Raw genomic sequence first — 15,797 nt, forward strand, 5'->3', positions numbered from 1 at the left:
CACGGCACGCTCACGGTCCCGCTCGGCGGCGATCTCGCGGCATGCCGTCACGAACGCCTCCGTGGCCTGCGCCGCATCGAGTCCACCCAGGTAGTGCTCGGCCAGGGTGCGAATGCGAGGTAGGTGAGCGGGGTCGGCGACCGTCTCCCTGACCAGCGCCCCGGCATCGGCCGCCTGCTCCACCGTGATGCGAGGCACCTGGGCGTGCAGCAGCGACGGTCCCGCCGGCCGCGCCTGCGGCACCGTGGGGACCGTGACGAGCAGCGGCTTGAGCCTGGGACAGCCAGTCCGAACTCATCGCCGAGACGTCGGTGATGAGGACATCGGCTTCCTGCATGGCGGGGCCGGGGTCCGCGGAGGTGTCGACGCGGCCACGTTCGCCCGCGGCGGTCACCAGGGCACGCACCGCCTGATCGGCGGCCCGGAAGCGCTTGTCCGAGACCCCCAGGCGCGGGTGGGGCCGGTAGAGAACGGTGTAGCCGGCGTCGAGGAGCGAGCCCACCAGCGGCTCGCCGTGGGAGACGGCGGAACTGTAGGCGTTCGTCTCCTGCGAACCCTCCCACGTGGGCGCGTACAGCACCACGATGGCCCCGTCGCGAGACACCCGCGCGGGCAACTGCGGCCGGCCGATGACGCGCAAGTGACGGTCAGCGTCGAAGAACAGCACCTCGGCGGCGTAGCGGTCCACCGCCGCCTGTCCCGCCACGAGCGTGTAGTCGAAGCCCTTCACCTGGTTCGAGACGGACACGGACTTATCCGAGTCGCCGTGCGCGAGGAAGATGTGGGCGAGCCCCGTGGCGCGCAGGCCCACCAGGTTGTTGTTTGCGTGGCCCACGTAGATGGCGATCTTCGCGTTTCCGCGGTCGACGAGCCCCGCAAAGGTGCGATTGCGCGCGACCACCAGCACCTCGAAGTCGGTCTCTTCCCGCACGGCCCGCGCGGTGCGGCTGTCCTGCGTGATGACGCTGACGCCGCCGAACTTGTCGAGCTCGCCCAGCGCGCCGTACCACTGGCGCAATTGGTACAGGTTCTCCGGGGGTCGGGGAAGAACACCAGCGATTCGGAGCGGATCACGTGAGCGCCGAGAGTGTCGTCGTCGCCGAGCCCGTCCGGCACTCCGCCGGGGAGAAGGCCGAGGCGGCGGATGGCCAAGCCCGCGTACGAACGCAGGCGCCCTAGCATCGGGCACCTCGTTCATCGGCGAACGGACGGGCGGGCGCCAGGGAAAGGTCTCGCACCCGGTTAGCCTACCCGGCGCCGGGCAGCCGCGAACCGGTGCGCGCGTCTCGCTTGGGCGCTCGATGGGGAACATGCCAGGATGGTCGTATGGCTGAGACCGAGAGTGTGCGCATCGACGTGGTGGGGATCGATCACGCGGGGGAGTTGCTCACCGTGAGGCGTGCCGCGTTCGTGACGGAGGCGCAGGCTGTACGGCGACCCGCACATCCCCGCGCTGACGCAGACGCTCGAGGAGCCTCATCGTCGACCTTGAATCCGATGACGTGGTCACCCTCGGCGCTTGGGAAGGGCACCGCCTCATCGGTTCCATCCGGGTGGGCCTGGAGGGGGACAAGGCCACCATCGGACGCCTCGCCGTCGTGCCTGACCAGCAGGGTCACGGCATCGGCACCCAGGCTCCTGTTCGCCGTGCTCGGCTACCTGCCGGAGACCACCCGCGAGGTGTGGGTCTTCACCGGGCAGAACTCGAAGCACAACATCTCGATGTACAACAAGGCCGGCTACGAGCACCAGTTCGACCAGATCAACGGCGATCTCACGTACGCCTACCTGCGCAAGGTGCTGGAGTCGGGAGCCATCGTGGACGACGACGCCGACCTTCCCGCGGTGCGCGGCGACAACTAGTGCCACGCCTTCCTGAGTAAACGCTCAGGAGGAGGCGACGCACAATGAAGAAATGGTGAACACCGATGCTTCCGCGCGCCCGGACGTCGCCAAGCGTCCGCGCACTCGTGACCGCTCGATCGACACCGCCGTGGGACTCCTCATCGTGCTGGTGGTCTGGGGGCACGCGATCGCGCCGCTCTCGGGGCCCATCGCAGAGACGTTCGAGCAGTGGCTGTACATGTTCCACATGCCCGCGTTTGTGTTCCTCTCGGGGTACCTGACACGCAAGGCGTCGCACTGGTCTCCTGCCAAGATCGCGACCCGGCTCCTGTTCCCGTACGCGGTGTTCCAAGTGCTCCACTCTGTGGTGCTCTCCCTCACCGTCGGTGACCTCCACCCGCCGCAGTTGCTGGTGCCCGCGTGGACCACCTGGTACCTGTTGTCCCTCTTCGCGTGGCGGATGGCCGCGCCGTGGATCCAGCGGATCCCGTACGCGGTGCCCGTCACCTTCGCGGTCGCGCTCGGCGCGGGCACCATCGCCGTCATCGGTCCCGACCTGTCGTTGGCTCGCACGCTGGGCTTCCTGCCGTTCTTCGCGCTCGGCCTGGTGTGGCGCGAGGAGTGGTTCGCGAAGGCTCAGGCTTCTCCCGGTGCGGATGCTGGCATTCGCGGCCTTTGTCGCCGCTGGAGTGTTCTCATTTCTCACCCACGACGGCCTGAGCCGGCGCATCTTCTTCCTTCACGAGGACTACGCCGACCTGCACTACACCGACGTCGATGGCATCGCGGTGCGTGCTGGCGTCCTGCTCGCCGGCTTCGTCCTGACCCTCGCGTTCGTCTCACTGACCGGCTGGACGCGTCGCTGGCTGGCGCAGGCCGGCGCCGCGTCCCTCGCGATCTACCTGCTTCACCCGCTGTTCCTGTACCCGGGCCGCGAGAACGGCTACAGCACCGCCATCGGCGAAGGCGCGTGGATGGGGTTGATGGCGGTAGCCGCCGTGGGGTTTGCGTTCCTGGCGTCGCGCCCGATCGTGATCCGCGTGACCCGCCCGCTCATGGACCTGAACTGGTGGATGTCGCTGGTGCGCGAGCGCCGGGCGCGTGCGAAGGGTGCGGCCTCCTAGAGCCACTCGCGGACGATGCCCGCAAGCCGTGCGGTCGCGGCTCCATCGTCGAGGTGGTTGAAGCGGGTCCGCCACGCCGCGTACCTGGTCGACGTGTCCGCGCGGCCCTCCCACGCACGGCGCACCGCCGCGGGAAGGCGGTCCTCCGCTGAGACGACCGGCCCGGGGGCATGCGCGGCGAGGTCGAAGTACACGCCCCGTCCGTCCTGCGCGTAGGCGTCCATGTCCGGCGTGAAGAACACCACGGGCCGGCGGGTGGCGGTGAAATCGAACATCACCGAGGAGTAGTCGGTGATGAGGACATCCGCGACGGCGAGCATGTGCGAGGACTCGGGGTAGGAACTCACGTCGAGGACCCGCGAGGTGCCGTGGTGGGTACCGAACTTCGAGGCAGCGCTGTGGCCCCGGACGAGGAGCCGATAGCCCGGGCCAAGCCGCCGAGCCAGCGCCTCGACGTCGCAGAACACGCTGCGCCCCTGGTCGGCCTCGCGGAAGGTGGGGGCGTAGAGCACGCACACGGTCCCTGCGGGAATGCCGAGCGCGGCGCGCACCCGGTCGCGCATGCCGTCGTCCGCCACCAGGACGTCATTGCGGGGGTAACCCGTCTCGGCGATGGCGCCGTCATACGCATAGGCGCGGCTCAGGATCTCCGTCGAGTAGGCGTTGGGCGAGACGAGCAGATCCCATTTTGAGCCTGCCCCACCGAAAACTCTGTGGAGTCGCGGTGCGGCCCTCGTGCTGCGAGCGGTCGTACCCCAGCCTTCTTCAGAGGCGTGCCATGCCAGGTCTGCACGACCTTCTGGCCGGGTCGGCGCTTGAACTCCTTGGGCGTCCAACTGTTGTCCACCACGACGCGTGACGAGGTGATGGCCTCCCACCATGCCTGCGTGCCGATGACGACGGGTGTCATGTTGTCCGGGACCTCGACCGAATAGTCCCTCACGCCGACGATGACCTCGCGGCAATCGTCGCGCAGAGCCTCGGCGAGCCGCGCAGGGCTATCGGAGAAGGACTTGCCGAACCAGGACTGCACGTAGACCGCGTCCGCGACCATCGGGGTGGGCCGCTTCACGGCGGTCACGGCGGCGTAGCCTGCGGGCCCCGCCTCGCTGGCGAGCAACGGCGGCGCGACCGTGACGGTGATCTGGCCGCGTGCCGTGCAGGTGACCCGGACGTGGGCGTGGGTCTCACGCTCCTCGTGGGGCAGCGTTGAGCGCAGTGCCGCTGGCGCGAGGAGGACCCGGGGCTCGCCTGTGGCGAAGTGGGCCTCGAGGAGGTAGGTGTCCGGGGGGACGATGCGGTGCTGGCCCTGCCAGCCGAGTGCTCGCAGGGGCAGTTCACACTCGAATGCCTCCGGTCCCGCGACGGTCACCTCGCCGCGTGCGGCGACGCGCGAGCCTGCGGAGCGCCACGGCGGCCGGGGTGCTCCCCGATATGTGCCGCGGACCAGCACGCCGCGCCCGCCGTCGGTCACAGTGACGGATGCCACGGCGCAACGTCGTTCGATGCGCACCACGTGGAGCGCGCCGCTGGCGCCTGCGGCGAGGATGAGGTCGGTGCCGGGCAGGGGCCTGGTGGGGCTGCTGGCGAGCCTGGTGGCGCGCGCCGCCTCGCGGCTGACGATGCGCCTGCGCGCACGGACGTGCAACGTCGTCATGCCCGACGGCAGTGTTCCCATGCCCTGTTCGCCCCCAGCGGTCCTCGGCACACCCGTGCCTCATGAGACACCGTGTGGCAGGCATCGTACTGGGCCTGGCGCGCGGCATCCGCGTTGGTAGACTGGCGCGCGTCGCGACTGGCGCAGTGGGTCACCACGAGGGAGCGGCACGCATTCGCCGACTGTTGGTCGTACGCCTGGGCCAAGGTCACCGGACAACCGGCGGCCCCGTGCCGCCAGCCAGAAGGGGATGACATGACCACCGACTCCAGCGCCACGCACGAGGTAATGAACGCCTCGCTGCAGGACTTCGACCCCGAGATCGCTCAGGTCCTCGACCGCGAACTGGGACGCCAGCGCACCTACCTCGAGATGATCGCCTCGGAGAACTTTGTTCCCCGTGCCGTGCTGCAGGCTCAGGGCTCCGTCCTGACCAACAAGTACGCCGAGGGCTACCCCGGCCGCCGCTACTACGGCGGCTGCGAGGAAGTCGATGTTGCCGAGACCATTGCCATCGAGCGTGCCAAGAGCCTGTTCGGCGCCGAATACGCCAACGTCCAGCCCCACTCTGGTGCGACCGCCAACGCGGCGGTGCTGCACGCGCTTATCAGCGCGGGCGACAAGATCATGGGCCTCTCGCTGGCGCACGGCGGCCACCTCACCCACGGCATGAAGGCTCAACTTCTCGGGCAAGCTGTACGAGGTCGCGGCCTACGGCCTCGACGAGACTACCCACCGCATCGAGATGGACCAGGTGCGCGAGCAGGCGCTCGCCGAGCGCCCCGACGTCATCATCGCCGGCTGGTCGGCCTACCCGCGCCACCTCGACTTCGAGGCGTTCCGCTCGATCGCCGACGAGGTGGGCGCCAAGCGTGGACCGACATGGCGCACTTCGCGGGACTCGTGGCCGCGGGCCTGCACCCCAGCCCCGTGCCGCACTCCGACGTGGTCTCGACCACCATCCACAAGACCATCGGCGGCCCGCGCTCGGGCATGATCCTGTCGCGCGACACGGCCCTCGCCAAAAGGCTCAACTCCGCGGTCTTCCCCGGCCAGCAGGGTGGCCCCCTCATGCACGTCATCGCCGCGAAGGCGGTGGCGCTGAAGGCAGCCGCGCAGGACGAGTTCAAGGAGCGCCAGGCGCGCGTCCTTGAGGGCGCACGCATCATCGCGGAGCGCCTCACGGCGGCCGACGCGATCGAGGCGGGCGTGAACGTCGTCACCGGCGGCACCGACGTCCACCTGGTGCTGGCGGACCTGCGCCACTCGGAGGCTCACCGGCCAGGACGCCGAGGACCTGCTTCACGAGGTCGGCATCACCGTCAACCGCAACGCCGTGCCGTTCGACCCCCGTCCCCCGATGGTCACGTCAGGCCTGCGCATCGGCACCCCCGCGCTCGCGAGCCGCGGCTTTGGCGCCGAGGAGTTCACCGAGGTTGCCGAGGTCATCGCCCAGGCGCTCATCGGCGGCAAGGCGGCCGACATCGACGGCCTGCGTGCGCGCGTGAAGCGCCTCGCGGACGACTTCCCGCTGTACGAGGGCCTCCAGCAGTAATGGCTCCGCAGAAGCTCGACGGCACCGCCACCGCGGCGGCGATCAAGGCCGAGCCGACCGAGCGAGTCGGCGTGCTGAGGGACCGGGGGTCACCCCCGGCCTTGGCACGCTGCTCGTCGGCGCGGATCCCGGCTCGACGTGGTACGTGGCGGGCAAGCACCGCGACTGTGCGGAGGTCGGCATCGCATCGATCCGCGAGGACCTGCCCGAGTCCGCCACGCAGGAGGAGATCGAGGCGGCGGTGGCCCGCCTCAACGAAGACCCTGCCTGCACCGGCTTCATTGTCCAGCCTGCCGCTTCCCCGGGGGATCGACACGCACCGCGTGCTCGAACTCATCGACCCCGACAAGGATGCGGACGGCTTGCACCCGACCAACCTTGGCCGCCTGGTGCTGCGCATCGCCGAGCCGGTCGAGTCGAGCCTGCCGTGCACGCCCAAGGGCATCATCGAACTCATCGAGCGCCACGGTGTCGACCTTGCTGGCAAGCATGTGGTCGTGGTGGGTCGCGGCACCACGGTGGGCCGGAGCATCGGCCTGCTGCTCACCCGCAAGGACGTCAACGCGACCGTCACCCTGTGCCACACCGGCACCGCCGACCTTGCGTCGCACACCCGCACGGCTGACGTCATCGTCGCCGCGGCGGGCGTGCCCGGCATCATCACTGGCGACATGGTCAAGGACGGCGCCGTGTTGGTCGACGTGGGTGTGTCCCGTGTGACGGACCCCGAGACGGGCAAGTCCAAGGTTGCGGGCGACATCGCGGCCGATGCCGTGGAGCGTTCGTCCTGGTACTCGCCCAATCCTGGGGGAGTGGGCCCGATGACGAGGGCGATGCTGTTGGCGAACGTCGTCGAAGCATGTGAGAGGAAGGCGGGGATTCGCTGATGCGCATTGTGTCGGTCAACGTCAACGGGGTGCGAGCCGCCCTGCGTAAGGGCATGCTGCCGTGGCTCGACGAGGTCGGAGCCGATGTGGTGTGCCTCCAGGAGGTGCGCGCGCCCGAGGACCTGCTGGTCGCCGAGCCTGGGCACCACCTGGAACGTGGCCGACCACATCAGCGAGCAGAAGGGCCGCAATGGCGTCGCGATCCTTTCCCGCGGCACGCTCACTAACGTGCACGTGGGCGCCGAGGCGCTCGGAGAGACCGCGACGGCGGCGACCCACACGGGCCGCTGGGTTGAGGGCACCGTCGAGTCCGCCTCGGGACCCGTGCGCATCGTCAGCGTCTACGTCCACTCCGGCAACGCCGAGGACGAGGTCAAGATGGCCGACAAGTACGCCTTCCTTGAGGCTCATGACCGCTCGCCTGGAGGCGCTCGCTGCCGCCCACGAGCGCGTGGTGGTGATGGGCGACATCAACATCGCCCACACCAACAACGACATCAAGAACTGGAAGGGCAACCTCAAGTCCGCCGGCTTCCTGCCCGCCGAGCGTGCCTACGTTGACCGCTGGCTCGAGGCGGGCTGGGTGGATGTCCACCGCGTTCACGCGGGGGACACCCCGGCCCGTACACGTGGTGGTCGCAGCGCGGCAAGGCGTTCGACAACGACTCGGGCTGGCGCATCGACTACCAGTTGACGTCGCCGGCGCTGGCAGCGGCTGTCACGGACGTCCGAGTCGACCGAGCGCCGTCCTACGACACGCGCTGGTCCGACCACGCGCCCCTCGTCGTCGACTACGCGCTGTAACTACACGAGCACGAAGCCTGGCCGCGGGTCGCCCGCGGCCAGGAGGTCTTCCTGGATCAGGCGTGCGGTGCGCTCGGCCTCGGTGCGGCGTACTAGCGCCATCGCCGAGCCGCCGCGTCCCGCCCCAAACATGCGCGCCCCGAGCGCGCCGGACCGGTAGGCCGCGTCGACGGTGCGGTTGAGGGCGGGAGACGACACCTCGAAGTCCAGGCTCAAGCGAGGCGTGAGACCGGTAGAGCAGGCGGCCAATCTCAGTGAACCGTTCGTGGGCGGGTCCCATCCCGGTCGCCTCGCGTTCGATGGCTCTCACCCGCGCGATCTCGGTCACGAGGTGCCTGGCGCGACGGCGCAGCACGGGGTCGTCGAGGGCCGCGACCCTGGCGACCGCATCGGGCTGCTCCGCGATCTGACCCACCCAGGTCACCCCGAGCGTGGCGGCAGCGGCGGCACACTGAGCCTGGCGGGTCAGGAACAGCGGGTCCGCCATCGGGTACTATCCGCGGTGTTGATGATGAGGAGCCCCAGCCCGTACTCGCGGAAGGGCAGGGGAAAGCGCTGCGCCGGGGGAGGGATCAGCGCGCCAGGACCCCGCGGCTGCGAGAAGTCCAGCGAGAGAGCCTCGCCGTCGCGACAGCGCAACGCGGTGTGCTGATCGGTGCCGCCGAATGGCGAGCCCACGAATCGCAACTCCCCGTCGTAGCAGACCTCGGCCAGTTCCAGTCTCCCCGCGCCCGTATCGGCGAGGGCGAGACCCCAGAGGGCATCGGCCGCCTGGGCGGTGGCGGCCTCGAGCGCGGCCCACCCGGCGAGCCCTCCCCCACGGGAAGGCAACTGGTCGCCGCGATGTCCAGTCCCGGACCGTCATAGCCGCGCTCAAGGAGCGCCCACAGTGCGGCCGCCACGTAGCGCGGCCATCCGTCCACGGTGCCGGGCACCAGATCCCGCAGGTCGCTCTCCCAGACTCCGTCTGGCCCGGGCAGCGCGCTCGCCTGGCCCTCGACGACCCGGATGCGGGCATCGGGACGAGGGCTTGCCGCGAGGTACAAGCGGTGCGGAGTCGCGGTGGCGAGAGTGATCCCCGCGTTGTAGTCCGCGTGCTCGCCGATGATCATGACGCGGCCCGGTGCGGACCACACCCCGTGGGGTGGCGCTCCGAAGGTCGCGGCGAACAGTTCGCGCGCCTGGTGCTCTCCCTGACCGCGGGTCCAGGCCGGGGTCCAGTCGAGCGCGGAGGACGCGTCGGGAGCCTGGCATGGCCCCAGTATCGGACACTGTTACCCCTGGTGCGCAAGCCGTACGATGGGCGAAGCACGGTGACACGGCAGCGAGGAGCCTGAACATGACTGAGCAGTCCGGTGAGCAGGCGCCCGCAGCGCCTTCACCTTCGGTTCTCGAGCGGGTGCGTCGTACGCCGATGGCGCCCCTCACGGCCGCTCTCGCGGTGGGTCTGGTCCTCGGCCTCCTGCTGTCGCCCCTGGTGCCCGACGACCCCGGAGCCCTCGCCCTGACCGTTCTCGGTGCGGCGATCGCGGCCGCGGTCGGATTCACGATGCGCACCCTGAGCCGCGATGCCTCGTGGAGCACCCTCGGTGCCGCCGCGGTGGCCGCAGGTCTCGGCGTCCACCTCATGGCAGTCGCTGGAGTGGTCGGCGGCCAGAACGAGGCTCCTCGACATGATCGGCGCCGCGGGCCCAAGTTTCAACGACGCGGTGCTTGCCGCTCTCGCCACGCCTCCGCTCAGCGCGGGGACGTTGCTGGCCGCACTCGTGGCTGGCATCGTGGCGGGGTGGGGGCGTCCCAGGGCTTGAGCGTCCCTGAGGCTGAGTGTCCCTAAGCCTGAGCGTACCTAGGCCCGAACCCGCGTCGGCGACCCGTCAGCGCTTGACGGGAGTGACGCCAAGGGAGCGGCCCGCCAGCCCGCGCTGCCGGCCAGCGAGGGCGCGAGCCACGGCCGTGATCGCCTGCGCGGCGCTCGACTCCGGGTCCGAGATGACCACTGGCGTCCCCGCGTCGCCTGCCTCGCGCGCGGTGATGTCGAGGGGCACCTGACCCAGCACAGGCACCGCGGTACCGAGCGTCTTGGTGAGGCGGTCGGCGACCACCGGCCGCCGCCCTCGCCGAAGATGTGCAGGCGCGAGCCGTCGGGCTGATCCATCCACGCCATGTTCTCGACTACGCCGACGACGTTCTGCGAGGTCTGCGTCGCGATCGAGCCCGCGCGCTCGGCAACGCCCGCGGCCGCGGACTGCGGCGTCGTGACGACCACCAGTTCGGCGTGGGGAAGCAGGCTGTGCCACCGAAATGGCGATGTCGCCGGTGCCGGGCGGGAGGTCAAGCAGCAGTACGTCGAGGTCGCCCCAGTAGACGTCCGCGAGGAACTGTTCGATGGCGCGGTGCAGCATCGGGCCACGCCACACGACCGGCTGGCCCTCGGGGACGAACATGCCGATAGAGACGGCCTTCACCTCATGTGCGATGGGAGGTAGCAGCATGTCGTCAAGGCGCGTGGGCTGACCCGTGACGCCCAGCATGCCGGGGATGGAGAAGCCGAAGATGTCGGCGTCGAGGATGCCCACCTTGAGGCCATCCTTGGCCATCGCGGCGCCAAGGTTGGCGGTGACGGTGGACTTGCCCACCCCGCCCTTGCCGGAGGCGATCGCGTAGATGCGCGTCATGTTGCCCGGCTGGGTGAACTGGATGACGGGCTCGGGCTTGCCCCGCGCAGCCTTCGAGCGCAGGTTGAGGCGCTGCTCCTCGTCCATCACTCCCAGGCTCGATGCGCACCTCGGTCACCCCCGTGACCTTGGCGGCGGCGTCGGTGACGTCGCCCGTGATGCGCTCCTTCATCGGACACCCCTGGGTGGTGAGGTCGATGCCGATGACGGCGATTCCTGCGTCGTCGACCTCCACGGAACGAACCATGCCGATTTCGGTGATGGGACGGCGGATCTCGGGGTCGATGACCTTGCTGAGGGCGTCGCGGACGAGGCTCGACGGTAGGCATGGCATCCATCGTAGGCGCTCGCGCTCGGCGTCCCCGACGAGCGGATGGTCCGCAGTGCCCCGGTTTGCGCTGTGGTGTGCGCCACAGCGCGAGCGGGTTTCGTTGCCCTGTGCACGCGGCGATGGAAGCGTGAGGCTTGTCGGTTCCGGGGCTGAGTACGAACCCAGAACCGTGAGGTGCGACGGGGGCGCCGCACACGGGCAGTTTCGCCATGAGGGGGCGGGTTGCGGTGAGCACTGACGACGATGATGGCGGAGGCCGGGGGTACGGGCCATCCGTGTACCGGCCAGACGAGGCAACGGTGGGCGGGTGGCGTGCCGCGCCCGCATGGATGCGGGCGTTGCCGCCGCCGCCCCTGTCGCCCGACGTGGAGCCGATGCCGCCGACGGTGCGCCGACGCTGGCTTCCATCCGTCGCGGCGGGGCTGGGCTTCGGCGCAATGGGCGCCGTGATGTACACGTCGCTGTACATCTTGGTAGGCCAAGAGGTGATGGCGGCCGCCGTCGTGGTGGGGGTCCTCGTGGGGGCAGGGCTACGCCTTGGCGGACGTGCCGAGGGGTGGGCCACGGGCGTGGTCGCCGCGGGGATCGCGGTGCTCTCGCTCCTGGCAGGGGCGGTGGTGGGCCAGGCGTGCCTTGACGCCATCACGCTCCCTGCACCTCTCGCGACCACAGTCTCCGCCGCCATCGAGGCTCCAGTGACGGCGGTAGCGGCCTATCTCAGCGAGCCGTGGGGCGCGACGGTGGCAGTGGTCCTCGCGGTGTGCGGGGCGCTGGTGGCGACGCTGACGTTCCGTGCAGCGCGGGAGTGAGGGTCAGTCGCGCCTGCGGTGGTGGCGGTCGTCGCGCTTGTCATCGCGGCGTTCGTCGTCTTCGCGCTGAAGGCTCCTCAAGCAGCGCGCGCAGGCCGAGCGCACAAAGTCGCGTGTGGCGGTCTCATTGACGGCGTGGCGCAGCGCGGCCACCTCGCGGGCGAGGTACTCCGTGTCGGCAAGTGAGCGCTCGGACCGCTGACGGTCCTGCTCAGCGGCCACGCGGTCGCGGTCGTCCTGACGATTCTGCGCGAGCAGGATCAGCGGGGCGGCGTAGGAGGCCTGAAGCGACAGCACCAGGGTGAGTGCGGTGTACCCGTTGGAGGCCGAGTCGAAGCGCAGGGACTCCGGCGCCCAGGTGTTCCACACCAGCCACACGATGCAGAACACGGTGAGATAGATCAGGAACCGTGTGGTGCCAAGGAAGCGGGCGATGCCCTCGGTGGCGGCGCCCATGCGGTCCGGGTCCGAGCCGAGACTTGCGCGGCAGGAAGCCGAACCGGCGCTGCTCCGCCTTGGGGCGGTCGAGGCGCTCGCTCATGAGATCGCCTCCTCGTCGTCATCCAGGTGCTCGCGCCAGTCGCTGGGCAGCAGGTGGTCGAGCACATCATCGATGGACACGGCGCCGAGGAGCCGGTGCGCGTCGTCGACCACGGGCATCGCGAGGATGTCGTATGCCGCCATGCGCCGCGACACCTCCTGCAGCGAGTCTTCTGCCTCCAGTGGTTCGATGGCGGCGTCGGTGTAGTTGCCGACGGGCTCGTGGGGAGCCTCACGCAGCAGGCGCTGGATGTGCACCAGACCGATGTAGCGGCCGGTGGGAGTCTCGGTGGGCGGGCGCACCACGAACACCATGGACGCCAACGCGGGCGGGAGCTTCTCTTTGCGCACCATCGCGAGACAGGTCGCGACAGAGGTCTCTGGGCTCACGATGACCGGTTCGGTGGTCATCAGACCGCCGGCCGTGTCGTCCTCGTAGTGCAGGAGCCGACGCACCTGGTCGGCGTCGTCGGGCTCCATCAACTCGAGTAGTGCTTGAGCCTGCTCGTCGGGGAGATCGCCCAGGAGGTCGGCGGCGTCATCGGGGTCCATGGCCTCGAGGACGTCGGCCGCGCGGTCGGAGCGCAGGGTGCCCAGCAACTCGATCTGGTCCTCTTCGGGCATCTCCTCGAGCACGTCCGCGAGACGCTCGTCGTCGAGCGCGGCGGCGATCTCCGCCGAGCGTGACGGCGACATTTCCATGAGGGCGGCAGCAAGGTCGGCGGGCTTGTGGTCCGCGAATGACTGGATCACGAGCCTGAGCGCCCTGAAGCTCGTCGCGCTTCCACACGCCGGTGACGTCGTCGAGCCGGACCACCACGGCCTCACCGCGGCGCGAGAAGCCGAGGACGCCCTTGCGACGCTCGGCCTTGCGCACGTAGAGCCTTGGTGACCTCCCACGTGCCGTCCCGGGTGGGCTCGATGGCCAGGTCCTCGATGAACGCGGGCTCGCGGCCCGCCTTGATCGTGACGGAGCGCTCGAGGAGTTCGGCGATGGCCAAGGTCTCCGAGGTGCGGGCCTTGAAGCGGCGAAGGTTCAACACACCGGTGCAGATGACCTGGCCAGGGGCGATGGAGGTGACGCGGGTGAGGGGGAGGAAGACTCGGCGTCTCCCTGGAACCTCCACCACGAGGCCCACAGCGACGGGGGCGTTGCCCCGACGCATGAGCAGCACGACATCGCGCACGCGGCCCACCGCATCGCCCAGGGGGTCGAAGACGGTGGTTCCCGCGAGGCGCGCGACATACACCCTCTCCGCTGCCTGGCTCATGCGCTCAGCCTAGCCCCGCACCTGGGCGTTTCCCTGCGGCGCGGCCCGAGGGTTCCACCTCGCAGGCCGTGCCGCAGGGGGTTACCTGGTCACGGCGGCGGCCTCGAGAATCGCGGCGGCCGCCGCGCGAACATCGTCGACGGTGGTGGCGGTGTCCGAGACGGATAGACGCATGGCGTGCCTGCCGCGCCACACCGTGCCGCCAGCCCAGGTGGTGCCTTCGGCCTGGACGGCCGCGATCACCGTCTGGGTCGCAGCGTCGTCACCGAACCTCACCAGAACCTGGTTGAGTGCCACGGGTGCGATGATCTCGGCGCCGCCATCGGCGAGCAACTGCGCAAGGAGCGCGGCGTGAGCGCACGAGCGGTCGACGATGTCTGCCAGGCCGGAGCGACCGTGCGACGCGAGCATCGCCCAGGCCTCGACACCGCGTGCCCGCTGGGAGATCTGGATGCCACGGTTGCGCATCGCCCTGGGGTCTGCCGGGAGGTAGTCGGCGTCCGAGTGCATCGCCCGATGCAGGTCGGCGCCGTCTCGGACGGCCACCACGCCGCTGTCGTAGGGAAGATTGAGCCATTTGTGGCCGTCGGTCGCCCACGAGTCGGCGAGGTCGACACCTGCGACGAGGTGGCGCAGCCGGGGTGACGCGGCCGTCCACAGTCCAAAGGCTCCGTCGACATGGACCCAGCCTCCGCGCTCGCGGACGCCCGGAATGATCGCGGCGAACGGATCGGACGCGCCGGTGTTGACATTGCCCGCCTGCAGGACCACCAGGGTGAGCGCGTCGGTGTCCTCGGGGAACTGGGTCGCATCGATGGCCCCGGTGGCATCCGTGGGCACGCGTTCGATGTGCGCCTGGCCGAATCCGGCGAGACGTAGTGCCTTCAGGACGGAGACGTGTGCCTCCTCGCCCACGATGACTCGCAGCGTGGGGGCACCCGCGAGTCCGCGCTCCGCGACATCCCAGCCGTGGCGTGCGAGCAACGCGTCCCTGCCCGCGATGATGCCGGTGAGGTTGGCGATGGTGGCGCCGCCGTTGAACGCGGCGACCGTGGTGGACGGCAGGCCGAGCGCATCGACGATCCACGCGCACGCGACCTCGTCGATCGCCTCGGCCACCGGAGAATACGCTCCGGGGTTCTGATCCCATGCCCCGGCGAGGATGGCCGCGGCGCCCGCGGCCGGATCGGTGCCGCCCGTGACGAAGCCGAAGTGGCGTCCGTGGGTGGTCACCACCGTCGCGGGGGAGCCGAAGGCGTCGAGGCTCCTCGAGGACTTCCCGTGCCGGGCGGGGGTTCTCGGGCAGGGAGGTGCGGAACGCGCCCAGCCCGGCGACGGCATCGTCCGTGGGGGCGACGGCGCGAGAGCCTGCGCCTGCGACGTAGGCGCCGGCGCGCCGTGCAGCCTCGGTGATGAGGCCGATGCGCTCGCGGGTACGCGCGAGCGAGGCAGGGTTGGTGTGGACCCTCTCGAGCGGTGTGAGTGCGTTCATAGACCGAGCCTCGCCTGACTGGCTCCTTCCTGAAAGGTCCAGATGGGCGCATACTGGCCCTTGCTGTGAGGGGCCAGTTGCGACTTGGATGGCACCATGCGCACCACCGCCGACCAGGCTCCGCGACGTCCTCGACCACTGGCAGTCGGGCACTGGCCCGTTGTACCAGCAGGCTCGCCGACGCGATCGTGCAGGCTCGCGGAGGCGGGCTCGCTCGAACACGGAACCCGGCTGCCGTCGGAGCGCGCGCTCGCCACCAGCCTCCACCTGTCGCGCAACACCGTGACCGCCGCGTACCAGCGGCTCCGTGACGACGAGTGGCTCGACGTGCGTCCCGGCGCGGCGCCGCGGCTCGGCTCCCGGGCGCGCGGGCTCGATGGCATGAGCCATCAGGAGCGCTTCTCCAAGATCTTGCCTGGCGCCCAGGTCCCGCTCGTCGGGCTCTCCTCCGCCTGCCCTGGCCCCGCCCCGGTGGTGTCCGAGGCCTTCGCGGACCCAGGGCTGCTGCTCGACGGCGCTCCCACCGTGGGTACCGGCTATGCCGCGCTCGGCGACCCCGATCTGGTCGCCGCGATCGTGGAGCGCCTGGGGCTCCAGGGCATTCCCGCGCGGCCCGAGGAAGTGGTGGTCACCTCCGGCGGCCAGCAGGCACTTTGGCTCGCGGTGACCGGGGTCGCGAGCGCGGGAGGGCCCGTGGCCATGGAATCGGTGACATATCCGGGGGTGTTCGATGCCGTCGCGTCTGCGGGAGCGCGCACCCTCGCGCTACCGATGGGTCCCGATGGTCTCGACGTCGCCGCCGCCGTG

The 15,797-nt window shown here is 70.1% G+C and carries 11 protein-coding genes, 9 pseudogenes and 1 riboswitch; of the genes and pseudogenes, 9 read left to right on the forward strand and 11 right to left on the reverse strand.

Annotated elements, in window-relative coordinates; genetic code table 11:
* Positions 1–10: 10 nt before the first annotated feature.
* Positions 11–1,018 (reverse strand): CDP-glycerol glycerophosphotransferase family protein, encoded by a 1,008-nt coding sequence (locus QQK48_RS11555; protein WP_284328545.1) that lies wholly within the window; start codon positions 1,016–1,018, stop codon positions 11–13.
* A gap of 308 nt (positions 1,019–1,326) precedes the next feature.
* Between QQK48_RS11555 and QQK48_RS11560 the strand changes: the two are divergent.
* The 3 pseudogenes from QQK48_RS11560 to QQK48_RS11570 form a co-directional block, all read left to right on the forward strand.
* Positions 1,327–1,863 (forward strand): annotated as a pseudogene (locus tag QQK48_RS11560) (GNAT family N-acetyltransferase).
* Between the two features lie 52 nt (positions 1,864–1,915).
* Positions 1,916–2,401: pseudogene (locus QQK48_RS21860) on the forward strand (acyltransferase family protein); the annotation flags it as partial.
* An 82-nt stretch (positions 2,402–2,483) separates the two neighbouring features.
* Positions 2,484–2,969 (forward strand): annotated as a pseudogene (locus tag QQK48_RS11570) (hypothetical protein); the annotation flags it as partial.
* On the opposite strand, the gene QQK48_RS11575 reads toward QQK48_RS11570, so the two are convergent.
* Together QQK48_RS11575 and QQK48_RS11580 are read right to left on the reverse strand one after the other, a co-directional pair.
* Positions 2,966–3,649: a CDP-glycerol glycerophosphotransferase family protein gene (locus QQK48_RS11575; protein WP_284329385.1), complete on the reverse strand. Its 684-nt coding sequence runs from the start codon at positions 3,647–3,649 to the stop codon at positions 2,966–2,968. The pseudogene QQK48_RS11570 and the gene QQK48_RS11575 sit on opposite strands and share 4 nt — an antisense overlap.
* A complete protein-coding gene (locus tag QQK48_RS11580; RefSeq protein ID WP_284328548.1) occupies positions 3,610–4,626 on the reverse strand; it encodes a CDP-glycerol glycerophosphotransferase family protein in 1,017 nt (338 codons plus the stop codon). The genes QQK48_RS11575 and QQK48_RS11580 overlap by 40 nt, the downstream gene beginning before the upstream one ends.
* Before the next feature lie 124 nt (positions 4,627–4,750).
* A riboswitch (ZMP/ZTP riboswitch) is annotated at positions 4,751–4,836 on the forward strand.
* 45 nt (positions 4,837–4,881) lie between these two features.
* Here QQK48_RS11580 and glyA point away from each other — a divergent pair.
* From glyA to QQK48_RS11595, 3 pseudogenes are all read left to right on the forward strand, one after another.
* Positions 4,882–6,181, forward strand: a pseudogene (glyA, locus tag QQK48_RS11585) (serine hydroxymethyltransferase).
* Positions 6,181–7,068 (forward strand): annotated as a pseudogene (locus QQK48_RS11590) (bifunctional methylenetetrahydrofolate dehydrogenase/methenyltetrahydrofolate cyclohydrolase). The pseudogenes glyA and QQK48_RS11590 overlap by 1 nt, the downstream one beginning before the upstream one ends.
* Positions 7,068–7,872: pseudogene (locus QQK48_RS11595) on the forward strand (exodeoxyribonuclease III). Before QQK48_RS11590 ends, QQK48_RS11595 begins: the two co-directional pseudogenes overlap by 1 nt.
* On the opposite strand, the gene QQK48_RS11600 reads toward QQK48_RS11595, so the two are convergent.
* From QQK48_RS11600 to QQK48_RS21865, 3 genes and pseudogenes are all read right to left on the reverse strand, one after another.
* A complete protein-coding gene (locus QQK48_RS11600) occupies positions 7,873–8,121 on the reverse strand; it encodes a hypothetical protein (protein WP_431308337.1) in 249 nt (82 codons plus the stop codon).
* Between the two features lie 216 nt (positions 8,122–8,337).
* On the reverse strand, positions 8,338–8,703 hold the full coding sequence (locus QQK48_RS11605; protein ID WP_284328550.1) for a GHMP family kinase ATP-binding protein: 366 nt from the start codon (positions 8,701–8,703) through the stop codon (positions 8,338–8,340).
* Between the two features lie 206 nt (positions 8,704–8,909).
* A pseudogene (locus tag QQK48_RS21865) lies at positions 8,910–9,137 on the reverse strand (galactokinase family protein); the annotation flags it as partial.
* A 74-nt stretch (positions 9,138–9,211) separates the two neighbouring features.
* Here QQK48_RS21865 and QQK48_RS11610 point away from each other — a divergent pair.
* Positions 9,212–9,706, forward strand: a complete 495-nt coding sequence (locus QQK48_RS11610; RefSeq protein ID WP_284328551.1) for a hypothetical protein — start codon at positions 9,212–9,214, stop codon at positions 9,704–9,706.
* 40 nt (positions 9,707–9,746) lie between these two features.
* Here QQK48_RS11610 and QQK48_RS11615 read toward each other — a convergent pair.
* Positions 9,747–10,881: pseudogene (locus QQK48_RS11615) on the reverse strand (Mrp/NBP35 family ATP-binding protein).
* A gap of 224 nt (positions 10,882–11,105) precedes the next feature.
* On the opposite strand from QQK48_RS11615, the gene QQK48_RS11620 reads away from it, so the two are divergent.
* Complete coding sequence (locus QQK48_RS11620) at positions 11,106–11,687, forward strand: hypothetical protein (RefSeq protein WP_284328552.1); 582 nt, start codon at positions 11,106–11,108, stop codon at positions 11,685–11,687.
* A gap of 3 nt (positions 11,688–11,690) precedes the next feature.
* On the opposite strand, the gene QQK48_RS11625 is transcribed toward QQK48_RS11620, so the two are convergent.
* The 4 genes from QQK48_RS11625 to QQK48_RS11635 form a co-directional block, all read right to left on the reverse strand.
* Complete coding sequence (locus QQK48_RS11625) at positions 11,691–12,143, reverse strand: DUF1003 domain-containing protein (RefSeq protein WP_431308338.1); 453 nt, start codon at positions 12,141–12,143, stop codon at positions 11,691–11,693.
* An 81-nt stretch (positions 12,144–12,224) separates the two neighbouring features.
* The gene (locus QQK48_RS19985) at positions 12,225–12,980 is read right to left on the reverse strand and encodes a magnesium transporter MgtE N-terminal domain-containing protein (protein WP_348523595.1); all 756 of its coding nucleotides are present in this window, start codon (positions 12,978–12,980) and stop codon (positions 12,225–12,227) included.
* 71 nt (positions 12,981–13,051) lie between these two features.
* Positions 13,052–13,498: a hypothetical protein gene (locus tag QQK48_RS19990; protein ID WP_348523596.1), complete on the reverse strand. Its 447-nt coding sequence runs from the start codon at positions 13,496–13,498 to the stop codon at positions 13,052–13,054.
* 81 nt (positions 13,499–13,579) lie between these two features.
* Positions 13,580–14,734: a pyridoxal phosphate-dependent decarboxylase family protein gene (locus QQK48_RS11635; RefSeq protein WP_284328553.1), complete on the reverse strand. Its 1,155-nt coding sequence runs from the start codon at positions 14,732–14,734 to the stop codon at positions 13,580–13,582.
* Positions 14,735–15,086: 352 nt separating this feature from the next.
* On the opposite strand from QQK48_RS11635, the pseudogene QQK48_RS21870 reads away from it, so the two are divergent.
* Positions 15,087–15,320 (forward strand): annotated as a pseudogene (locus QQK48_RS21870) (GntR family transcriptional regulator); the annotation flags it as partial.
* Positions 15,321–15,797 lie beyond the last annotated feature (477 nt).

This window comes from Demequina litorisediminis (assembly GCF_030161615.1).
Taxonomy (GTDB): Bacteria; Actinomycetota; Actinomycetes; order Actinomycetales; family Demequinaceae; genus Demequina; species Demequina litorisediminis.

Excerpts from the sequence above, each read along its gene's own strand:
- QQK48_RS11580 (WP_284328548.1), bottom strand. The coding sequence starts at position 4,626 with ATGACGACGTTGCACGTCCGTGCGCGCAGGCGCATCGTCAGCCGCGAG.
- QQK48_RS11610 (WP_284328551.1), top strand. The coding sequence starts at position 9,212 with ATGACTGAGCAGTCCGGTGAGCAGGCGCCCGCAGCGCCTTCACCTTCG.
- QQK48_RS11625 (WP_431308338.1), bottom strand. The coding sequence starts at position 12,143 with ATGGGCGCCGCCACCGAGGGCATCGCCCGCTTCCTTGGCACCACACGG.
- QQK48_RS19990 (WP_348523596.1), bottom strand. The coding sequence starts at position 13,498 with ATGAGCCAGGCAGCGGAGAGGGTGTATGTCGCGCGCCTCGCGGGAACC.